Origin of the sequence: Prevotella conceptionensis 9403948 (assembly GCF_000312305.1) — a bacterium.
GTDB lineage: Bacteria > Bacteroidota > Bacteroidia > Bacteroidales > Bacteroidaceae > Prevotella > Prevotella conceptionensis.
Genome location: NZ_HE999443.1, coordinates 532539 through 541270, shown reverse-complemented (window position 1 = coordinate 541270; position 8732 = coordinate 532539). Strand labels below are relative to the sequence as shown.

The window sequence follows — 8732 nt, the reverse complement described above, 5'->3', positions numbered from 1 at the left end:
ATCCATCTTTGCTTGGCCTCTTCGCGCGCAGTAAGCAGCTTACAGCCGTATGGGGCAAGGTCGGCGAATAGTTCGGCCACTTCGGGATAGGCCACCATGCCCGTGTTGGGGCCGCTTTCGTACACAAATCCCTGCTCTTCAAAGGTGCGAATTTGTCCGCCAATGCGGTTTTCTTTTTCCACCACCAGCACCTCTTTGCCTTGTTTCCGCAGGGCGTGTGCGGCGGTAAGCCCGGTAAGTCCGGCTCCTATTATTATTGTTGTTTGGCGCATGTATCTTTTTGTTTAGCTTGGTTTTCTGCCATGTTGTGCACGTTACACGGGTTTCGAAAAGCGATTGTTGTTGTTAATCATCATCTTATCGAGTGCCGCCGCCACGTTGCGCACAAAGGGCGAACCAGCTTCGGTAAGTGCTATGTGCGTGCGTTCAAAGGTTATCAACCCGTCGTCGGCCATTTGTTGCAAGGCCGGCACGTCGTAGTTTAGGGCCTCTTTCACCTCTTCTGCCGATATGTTCAGCCTCTGGGCCATGTCTGTCCACGCCACGTAATAGTTGCACATCAGGCTCTCTATCACCTCGCGCGCCACGCGTTGCCACGGTTGCAGCGCATATCCGCGCTCTATGCAGAGCCGCCCTTCGCTGGTGTGTTGAATGTAGCGTGCCACATCTTTGGTGTTTTGCGCATAAGCCGCATCTAGCTGACTGATGCCCGATACGCCCAAGGCATACACCTGTGCCGTGATGCGCCGTGGGCAATAGCCCTGAAATTGCGGTGCAGCTGCTTGCGTTCCAGTGCCTGTTGCAGGTCGTCGTTGGGTTCAACAAAGTGGTCCATGCCGATATGGCAATATCCGGCGCGTGCAAGTTGTTCTGCCGCCTGTTCGAACATGCGCATCTTTTCGGCCTCTGGTGGCAACCCCGCCTTTTCCAATATGCGCTGCCTACCATATATATAAGGTACGTGCGCATAGCTAAAGGTAACCAATCTGTTGGGGCGCATGCCTATTGCGCGTGCGATGGTGCGTGCAAAGCTCTGCACCGTTTGCCCCGGCAAGCCGTATATGAAGTCGAGATTAACCTTTGCGCCGCTTTGCCTAAGCCGCTCAACGATGTGCTCTACGGGCAACAACGAGGGTCGGCGGTTAACGGTTCGCAACACGTTTTCGTCGAAATCCTGTATTCCCAAGCTGTAACGCGTAAACCCGCAGCCGATTAGCTGCTCCCAATGTTCGTCGTTAAGATATGCTGGGTGGCACTCAATGGCAATCTCCGGGTTTTCTATTGTGCCGAACGAACCCAGCAAATGCTCGTTTAGGCGCCTGATATGGTGCAGCGGAATGGATGTAGGACTGCCTCCCCCATAATGTATCTGCGATATTTTCCGCCCCTTGTCTAGGTGTGGCAGCAGCAGGTTTATCTCCCGATGCAGGGCATCGAAGTAGGCCTCCACCACCTCATTGCGCGCCATAGCCACCGAGTTGCACCCGCAATAGTGGCACAGGTGTTGACAAAAGGGCACGTGTATGTAAAACGAAATGTTGTCTACTGCGGCATTGTTAGACTGGTCTACGGCTGCGAGATACTCCTCTTCGCCCATCTCCACAAAGCTGTTTGCCGGCGGATAGCTCGTGTATCGTGGCACGGGCTTGTTGTATTTGGCAATTAATTCTTCGTTAGTCATGCGTCGTTTCTGTTTTTAATGCCAAGCTCACGTATGCCAGCGAGGCCAGTGCTATGGCGGTTTGCAGGCCAAACATGGCGGTATATCCGGCCACATCGGCCACGGCACCGCTGCCCATAGCGGCCACGATGCCCGTTAGGTGGGTTAATACGGTTTGCACGGTAAAGTCGGTTCCCTCTTTTCCTGGGCGCACATGGCTCATGGCCGAGGTGTAAACCACCACTGTTGCCATGCCATAACTGGCCCAAAGCAACACGGTGGCCAAGACGATTTGGACCGTTGTGGGCACGCTTACCGACAGGATGGTGAACAAAAGCGTGGCACCGAGCATGGCACATGCAACCGCGGGTCGCACACGGGCATAGCCATAGCGGCGAACGAGCATGCCCGTGGGATAGCCAACGGCGAAAGCCGAGGCCACGCCTACCACGCCGTTTATCAGCCCGATGTCTTTCATCGAGTAGCCTAGGTCTACCATGTAGGGTTTCATGTTAGACATGATGCCGATGATGCCCATGTAATAGAGTGCCAAAAAAAGTATCTGCCGCCACACGCCGCGTTGGCCGAAAAACCACACAAAGTCGGTTAACCGTGCGCGTTGGCGTTTGTCTTCATCCTGTTGCAGGCTTATTTTTTTGTTGAAAAGCAAAGGCAAGGCGGCCACCAAGACAAAGAGGCTGAGGCATTGGGTTACGCTGTTCCACCCATAACGGTGCAAAACCACGAGCAACAGGCCACTACCCACAAGGCTCCCTGCAAAGCTCCCCATAGACTGCATGCTGTTCATCAGTCCCCTTTCGCGCCCCTTCGTGGAGCGTATGGCTAGGGCATCGGTGGCTATATCCTGTGTGGCAGAGGCCACTAACGACAGCAACACCAACAATATAACCGTGGCCACATTGAGCTGCAAGTTAAGCGTGCCGGCCAAAAACACCAGTAGGGCGTAAACCAACTCGCTGCCAACGATGAGCCGCTTGTAGCCGCGCATGGTGGTGCAAGCCCTGTCTACCAGTGGGCTCCATAGCATTTTGAGTATCCACGGAAGTTTAACCAGCTGCAACAAGGCAATGGCCGAGAGCGAGAACCGTTGTTCGCGCATGGTTACTTGCAGGGCAGTGGTAAAGAAACTCATGGGCACAGCTTGTGCCAGATAGAGGCAAAAGAAGGTGGATAGCTTGTTTCGCTGGTTTAAGTCTTGCTTCATCTTGTTTTTGTATGCAATGCTGCGGCGGCGTGTTACGTTTGTTCCACTGGCGATGCACTGCTCTCGTGCGTGCCCGTTCGTGGTGTTGGTGGTGTTTGGGGTTAAGCCTACCGCCGTTAACAGGCGCAAAGTTAAGAAAATTATGCCGCAACGGCGTTCCTTATTTATGGGGATTTAAGGCAGAGAAAAGGAATGAGGAATAAGTTTTGCGAGGTGCATCAGGGTAGCAAGTAAAGCGAGGAAAACTAGGAAAACCAGTAAAACCAGGAGAGCCAAAAAGGCAAGGGCTATCTAGGCAGGCCAAGAGGGCTAGAAAACCTAGAGTATCTTGGAAAGCTAGGAGCATCAGGCTATCAAGGAAGGCTAGGACATCTAGGAAAGCTAAGGGCATCAGGGTATCTAGGAAGGCTAGGACATCTAGGAGACCTAGGAAATATAGGAGAACCAGAATATCTAGGAACACTAGGGTATCTAGAAAGACTAGAAAAAACAGAAAACAAGAAAATGTTTTACAAAACGCACCTTGCCTGCAAGCCCATTCTAGACAAAATAAAGGCCCAAAATGGGTAAAAAACCGCTTTTTATGCCTTTACGCACTTCGTTTTCATCTCCTTTTTGAGCCTACAACTTGCATTTAGCACCGCTTTGCCTTTCTATTTGGCTGCCGACTCGCATTTTTTTCAAGCCCAATTACTCGCTTTTAGCTCCTAAAACCCCACTTTTTAATGGCCATTTTGCCTTTTTAGCCATGTGTTTCATGGTTCTAAAAGGTTTTGTTTATACAATTGCTATGGATATTTATGCTTTTCATCTCGCATTTAGCAGCATTTCGCACTGCGTTTTGCACCATTTTACCTTGCGTTTTGCACCAAAACGCGCCCTATTTTGCACCAAAACGCACTGCATTTAGCACCAAAACGCACGCCATTTAGCACCAAAACGCACGCCATTTAGCAGCAAATAGCCCCAAAACTGGTGCTAATGGCGGTTCTCTTAAATAAAAATTCATTTTACCGCATTCGCATGCCAACCCCTTTCTGCCTCAAAACAAACCTCCGCGAGAATCGATTTTTTGCGACCGAGTGAGCGGTTGGTGGATAAAAACGGTACTCATAATGTTAAAATTTGCACCGAAATTTATACAAATTCAGGGTAAGCCAACTACATTTCTTTAACCCAAACCAAAGATAGGCATAACACCAAAAGTAGCTCTACTTGATGTAAACCTTGCAATTTCGCTGTCCTTGTGCGTCTTCATACTTCATCACCCACACCTCGATAACTTGCGGTTTGGCCAGTTGTGCATTTGGCTTTGCAGAGCCTTCGCTTGCATCAAGCCCTAATTTGGTCAACTGACTGCTGCCGGGCAAGCAGGTAAAGCAAAGGTTATGGCCGCTAGTAGTGGCAATACACACGGGTGCCAGTTGCTTACCTCTGGCTGCCATGCCAGGAATGGCGCGCAAAGCAGCGGCATCGAGATGGTTTTTCAGCACAAAACGCCGTATGTTGGTTATCTCTACGCGTTTGCATTCAACCTTTACGAGCCGCGGTTGGCCCTGCAACTTATTGGCAATGGGCCACCTTGTACCATCCGTAAATAGCAGTTCAACGTTCATCGAGTCTAGGTCTGTGGGCCAGTTCAATGGCATTCCCAACCGTTTCGACATCTCTTTTAGCTGCAAACGAGCATCAGGGTAGTGCTGCAATGCCGCCTCCAGAAAGGACGAATAAGCCGCATACCATTCTTTATTGCCTTTGGCTATAACCCCTTTCCAATAATAATACTTGCCTACTTGCCCCTTATCATAAAGATATTTTCGCATCTGCTCCAACTTATTCTCGGCCAAACGCATTTGCCCAAGCTTTAAATAAGCCGCTAGTTGCCTGCTGAACACCTCGTTAACGTTCACCGAACTATCGGCCATTATATCTACATGGGCTGCAAATTCAGCACCATCTTTAACCGAATGGAGACGTAACAGGCGGTGGTAATCGCGCAAGGCATCGGCATCCTTGCCCAACTTTGTTTCCAGTTCGGCACGTTTCCACAGCCATTCGGCCGTGGCTGTGTCGGCAATAGCCTGGTTTAGCAGGGTCATAGCCTGCTGATTGTGGCCTGCTTGCAACGCCGCATCTATCTTGTTGCGGTAATCAGAGCGGCAACCCCATAAGCATACAACACAAAAGAGAAGGGAAAGACAATAAAAGGCCTTATCCACGGCCCCGCCCCAAGCGGAGCGGGGAGTGGTTGGCCTTGTTGTTTCTAAACGTTGAAACGCAATAGGCTTTATCGTTTCTAAATGAAAAAACATTATATATCGGTGTGATTACTAGGCCAATGGTTGCAACATGTTAGGGCCATAACAAGCTGTTCAACTACCCTCCGCCCCTTGTAAAGGGGTTGGGGTTGGGGGTTGGTTGCGGAAAGGCTACTGTCCTAATTTCACCTCCACAAACACCGGATAATGGTCGGATGCCGTGCGTATTCGGTGTTGTTTAAAGTCGATTTGTTGCGGTGCATCCTGCCCTTTCTTACTTTTGGCTGCGGGTTCTTCCGTCCAATAGAAGTTGGGCAGTACGCCATAACGAGCCACAGCGAAACGGGGCGACACAAAAACGTGGTCTATCCTACTGGTTGTTTTCAGTGTGGGGTCGAAACTGTTAAACGTTCCGTTCTCGGCAAAGCGGTGCTTAGCCACAACGTAGGCATCGTTTAAGCGTGCGTTTGCGGTGAAGATGGCGTAGGTTTCGTCGGTTTGGTCGACGTTAAAGTCGCCCGTCAGCACCACCGGTCTGTCCTTTCCGGCCAAGCCGTCGATAGCTTTCATCACCAGCTTTGCCGACTCGCGACGCGCTTTAACGCCCACATGGTCGGTATGGAGGTTGAAGAAAAATAACACTTCGCCACTTTCGCGCACCCTGAATTTGGCCCAAGTGCAGATGCGTATGCAAGCCGCATCCCAACCCAAAGAGGGTTTTGTGTACGTAGGCGATAGCCAAAAGTGCCCGTCTCCAAGCTTATCCAGTCGGTCGCGCCGATAAAATATGGGCGCATATTCGCCCGCCTCGTGTCCATCGTCGCGCCCAACGCCCACGTAATCGTAGTCGGGCAGTGCGCGCAACAGGTCGTCGAGTTGCCCTTTCAGCACCTCTTGCGCCCCAAAAGCGTCGGGATGGTGGAAGTTAAGCTGGTCGGCTATCACCTGACAACGTTTCGCCCAAAGGAGCCCCTTCGCCTCATCGCCGTCGTTTCGATACCTTATGTTATAGCTACCCAGCACAAGTGTCTGCCCAAAGGCAGCAAAGGCCATGCACAACACAGCCCCAAGCAACACAAAACGAGCCTTATTGGAACACATAACGCAAAACAAGAAGGGTGCTAACGATGAAGAGCGTGATGTTGACGTCTTTGTAATGGCCGCTCAACAGCTTTACCAACGTGTAGCTGATAAGTCCCAAGGCCATGCCCTCGGCAATGCTATAAGTTAGCACCATCATCAAAACGGTGATAAAACAAGGTAGTGCCTCGGAGATGTCTTGCAGGTCTATCTTCTTGATACTCTCTAACATAAACACGCCAACAAGCACCAGTGCGCCCGTGGTTGCGGCAGAAGGGATGATGAGGAACAGCGGTGCCATGAACAAAGCCACAAGGAAGAACATGGCCGTGGTAAAGGCCGTGAGCCCCGTTCGGCCGCCTTCGGCCACACCTGCTGCACTTTCCACGAACGTTGTAACGGTAGACGTACCCAAAAGTGCACCCGTAGACGTGGCGATAGCATCGGCCATCATGGCCTTTTGGATGTTCTTCACGTTGCCTTTTTCGTCCATCATGTCGGTTTTGGCCGCCGTTCCGATGAGCGTACCCAGCGTGTTGAAGATGTCGATAAACACCAATACGAAGACGGTGAGTATCATATCAACGTTGATCAGCGCAGCGAAGTCGAGCTTTAAGAACGTTGGGGCGATGCTATGGGGTAGCGAAACGGGCACGAAGGCATCGGGAATTTGGGTTATGCCCATAGGTATGCCGATAACCGTACATATCAAGATGCTGTAAAACAAGGCTCCGCGAACCTTCAACACCAGCAATGCGCCACTCAAAATGATGCCCAACGAGGCCAATGCAGCTGTGGAAGTGAAGGTACCTAGCGTAACAAAGGTGTTTTTATCGGCCACTACAAGTCCTGCATTTTTCAGTCCGATGAAGGCGATAAACAGTCCCAAGCCGCCCGAAATGGCAAAGCGCAGGTTCTTGGGGATGCACTTTACAATTTGTTCGCGTATGTTCAGGGCCGTCAATATGATGAAGATGATACCCTCTACAAACACTGCCGCCAAGGCCGCCTCCCACGAATAGCCCATGCCACGCACCAAGGTGAAGGCGAAAAAGGCATTGATGCCCATGCCAGGGGCCTGCGCAAAGGGTAGCTTGGCCAAGAAAGCGATGAATAATGTGCCAAGAGCCGAGGCCAAGGCAGTGGCTGTGAACACGGCACCCTTGTCCATTCCCGCGGCACTTAGTATGTCGGGGTTCACGGCAAGGATGTAGCTCATGGTGAGAAACGTGGTTACGCCGGCCATCATCTCTGTGCGGCGCGATTGTTTCTTGGGGTTAAACCCCAAAAGAGAATAGAAAGACATTGTGTAAGATTATTGTGAGCTGGCCTCACCCCCAACCCCTCTCCATGGGGAGAGGGGCGTAATATGCACTGTGGTAACATTGCAATCTCGCATTTGTTTGCTTAGTTGCAGCACAGCAAATCACTCCCCTCTCCCCTTGGAGAGGGGTTGGGGGTGAGGCCGTTTGTGTTTATTAAAACGTCCACTTCGCTGCCAATGTAGGCAACCAATACCAACGGTGGTTTTGATTAACGAAGTTGTTGCTTACTTCCCACTCCGTTCCTAGGCTTAGTTTGAAGTCTTCGCTAACGCCTTTGATGCGGTTCAGGTTAACCCAGAATTGGGGTTCGGCAAGGAAAATGGCGATGTTCTTTCCGTCGGAGAAGCGGCGGTCGCCCCAAAAATCGGCAAATCCATTAAACGACAGCAACTGGTTGCAGAAGTTTAAGTACCATGTTGCCGTGAGTTGCCACGAGTGTTTTTGGCTTTGTTTGGCCAGATACTTATACATGGGCGTGATGGTAAAGCCCGAATTAAAGTCCTTCTCGTTCCAGCTATAAGTCACACCAGCCAGGTAAGCATCGTTATACGAGCCCACACCTTTGGCCAATCCGCCATTATACTCCACGTGAATAGCCAATGGAGCTTGCCAAAATCTCAACTCGCGAGATATTTCCCAATATGCGGCAGCCACGCCATTGTCTGCATAGTCCATGTCGACGAAGAAGAAAGTGTTACCCCATTTGTCGGGTTTGAACATCTCCACGGTTGATGTTAGTTTGGGTCGTGTGGAGAGATTGTCGTTCAGATGTCCGAAATCGTAATGCAATTGCACGTTCTGCGCCTGTACAGACAGGCTGGCCACGAAAGCAATGGCCACAGCTAAAAGCTTTTTCATCCTTGTTTTTTGTTTGGTTTCGTTAGTTATCCAGAACACACTTATCCGCATACACTGCGGTGAAGAGGCCTGAAAGCAATTGCAAAGTTAGTGAAAATGAGGGGAAAAAAGCACTAAGAAAGAAATAAAAAGGCCTCACCCCCAACCCCTCTCCAAAGGGAGAGGGGCGTAATATGCGATGCAACTACTAAGCTGATAAGCGAGAAATGCAATGTTACTGCAAGGCATATCACTCCCCTCTCCCCTTGGAGAGGGGCTGGGGGTGAGGTCTTTTTTCTTTGGAGAGGGGCGTAATATGCGATGCAGCTACTAAGCTGCCAAGCGAG

The 8732-nt window shown here is 50.8% G+C and carries 6 protein-coding genes and 1 pseudogene; all 7 read right to left on the bottom strand.

The features are described 5' to 3' along the window. A partial coding sequence (locus BN93_RS01950) for an FAD-dependent oxidoreductase (protein WP_044259418.1) occupies positions 1-272 on the bottom strand: 272 nt, incomplete at its 3' end. 42 nt (positions 273-314) lie between these two features. Beyond that, a pseudogene (gene hemN / locus BN93_RS01945) lies at positions 315-1681 on the bottom strand (oxygen-independent coproporphyrinogen III oxidase). Then, the gene (locus BN93_RS01940) at positions 1674-2885 is read right to left on the bottom strand and encodes an MFS transporter (RefSeq protein ID WP_044259565.1); all 1212 of its coding nucleotides are present in this window, start codon (positions 2883-2885) and stop codon (positions 1674-1676) included. Before BN93_RS01940 ends, hemN begins: the two are co-directional and overlap by 8 nt. A gap of 1211 nt (positions 2886-4096) precedes the next feature. After that, a complete protein-coding gene (locus BN93_RS01935) occupies positions 4097-4984 on the bottom strand; it encodes a hypothetical protein (RefSeq protein ID WP_019186673.1) in 888 nt (295 codons plus the stop codon). Between the two features lie 330 nt (positions 4985-5314). Beyond that, on the bottom strand, positions 5315-6244 hold the full coding sequence (locus BN93_RS01930) for an endonuclease/exonuclease/phosphatase family protein (RefSeq protein WP_019186672.1): 930 nt from the start codon (positions 6242-6244) through the stop codon (positions 5315-5317). After that, entirely contained in the window at positions 6231-7529 is a 1299-nt protein-coding gene (locus BN93_RS01925; RefSeq protein ID WP_019186671.1) for an NCS2 family permease, read from the bottom strand. The genes BN93_RS01930 and BN93_RS01925 overlap by 14 nt, the downstream gene beginning before the upstream one ends. A 172-nt stretch (positions 7530-7701) precedes the next feature. Continuing rightward, positions 7702-8406, bottom strand: coding sequence for a nucleoside-specific channel-forming Tsx family protein (locus tag BN93_RS01920; RefSeq protein ID WP_044259563.1), 705 nt, complete (start codon positions 8404-8406; stop codon positions 7702-7704). Positions 8407-8732: the final 326 nt, after the last annotated feature.

Excerpts from the sequence above, each read along its gene's own strand:
- BN93_RS01940 (WP_044259565.1), bottom strand. The coding sequence starts at position 2,885 with ATGAAGCAAGACTTAAACCAGCGAAACAAGCTATCCACCTTCTTTTGC.
- BN93_RS01935 (WP_019186673.1), bottom strand. The coding sequence starts at position 4,984 with ATGACCCTGCTAAACCAGGCTATTGCCGACACAGCCACGGCCGAATGG.
- BN93_RS01920 (WP_044259563.1), bottom strand. The coding sequence starts at position 8,406 with ATGAAAAAGCTTTTAGCTGTGGCCATTGCTTTCGTGGCCAGCCTGTCT.
- BN93_RS01925 (WP_019186671.1), bottom strand. The coding sequence starts at position 7,529 with ATGTCTTTCTATTCTCTTTTGGGGTTTAACCCCAAGAAACAATCGCGC.
- BN93_RS01930 (WP_019186672.1), bottom strand. The coding sequence starts at position 6,244 with ATGTGTTCCAATAAGGCTCGTTTTGTGTTGCTTGGGGCTGTGTTGTGC.